Genomic DNA, 1420 nt, shown 5'->3' with positions numbered 1-1420 from the left:
TGAACTGACCCCCAATAGTTGGACATAACAATCCAATTATCGGGGGTCTTTTTATGTCCAGGTATAACAGAGTATTTAAACTGCAATTAGCAAAGCTTTGTGAAACTCAAAGCTCGGCGAGTTTGTCACAAGAATATGGCGTGTCTGCACGGCAGATTCGTTACTGGTCACAAGTATTTCGTATTCACGGAGAGAACAGCTTTCTGCATATTGGTAAGCCTTACAGTAGTGCTTTTAAGCTTAAAGCTTTGAAAAAGATGCACGATCAAAACTGGTCTATAAGTTACACCAGTGTATATTTCGATTTATCTTCTGCTGCAATACTCCTTCAATGGAAAAAGCTCTATGATTCTGGAGAGGTAACGAAATTTATCCCTCAGAAAAAAGGTAGCCAGCCCATGAATAAGCCCACTCCCAAGCCCGCGGATCAAATGACCGAAAAAGAGCTGCGCGAAGAACTGAAATACCTTCGAGCAGAGAATGATGTATTAAAAAAGTTGAAAGCCTTAGCTCAGGCAAAACAGGAACAACAAGAGAAAAAACAATCATCGTAACTGAGCTAAAGGCTAAACATTCTTTACGATTACTACTGAGTGCTACGGGCCTAGCTAAGAGCGTTTATTACTACCATATGAACCAACTTAGTCAGCCTGACAGAGAGCTAGAGCTGAAACAGAATATCTACGATCTATTCCACATCCACAAAGGACGGTATGGATACCGTAGGATTACTTCTGTGCTAAGAAGTGACGGCATTCTGATCAATCACAAACGTGTCCAACGGCTGATGATACAACAGGGCCTGAAGTCCACTGTTAGGCCTAAAAGGTATAAGTCTTATCTAGGACAGGTAGGAGAAGTTGCCGGAAACATATTGGAAAGAAACTTTACCGCACAGAAGCCCAATCAAAAGTGGGTGACTGATGTTACTGAGTTTAAAGTTGCAGACCAGAAAGTATATCTATCGCCTATCATCGATCTATTTAATCAAGAGGTGGTGAGTTATGAGGTCAGGAAAAGTGCAGCTCTCCCGTTAGTTACCGATATGTTAAAAAAGGCTATTTCAAAACTAAGTAAAAACGACAAGCCGTTGGTTCACTCAGATCAAGGCTGGCAATATCAAAATAGAATTTACATCAACCAGCTCAAGGCATGCGGCCTAACTCAAAGTATGTCTAGGAAAGGTAATTGCTTAGATAATGCGGTCGCAGAGAACTTTTTCGGTATTTTAAAAACAGAGATGTATCATGGTGAACGTTTTAAAAATGCTGATGAGCTCATCACGGCCATCAGAGAATACATTGATTATTACAACAACGAGCGAATTAAGCTTAAACTAAAAGGCCTGAGTCCGATAGCATATCGAAATCAGGCCTTGAGCGCCGCTTAGAAATGAGTCCAACTTTATGGGGTCAGTTCA

2 protein-coding genes are annotated in these 1420 nt (G+C 41.0%); both read left to right on the top strand.

Going from position 1 to position 1420, the window contains the following annotated elements:
* The first annotated feature begins 53 nt into the window (after positions 1–53).
* Complete coding sequence (locus XMA152_RS12395; protein WP_173483778.1) at positions 54–554, top strand: transposase; 501 nt, start codon at positions 54–56, stop codon at positions 552–554.
* Positions 488–1390, top strand: coding sequence for an IS3 family transposase (locus XMA152_RS12390; protein ID WP_173483779.1), 903 nt, complete (start codon positions 488–490; stop codon positions 1388–1390). The genes XMA152_RS12395 and XMA152_RS12390 overlap by 67 nt, the downstream gene beginning before the upstream one ends.
* Positions 1391–1420 lie beyond the last annotated feature (30 nt).

Source organism: Marinobacterium sp. xm-a-152 (assembly GCF_013282965.1).
In the GTDB taxonomy this organism is placed as follows: Bacteria; Pseudomonadota; Gammaproteobacteria; order Pseudomonadales; family Balneatricaceae; genus Marinobacterium_E.
The sequence above is the reverse complement of the archived record's forward strand: the minus strand, read 5'-3'. Positions and strand labels throughout refer to the sequence as shown.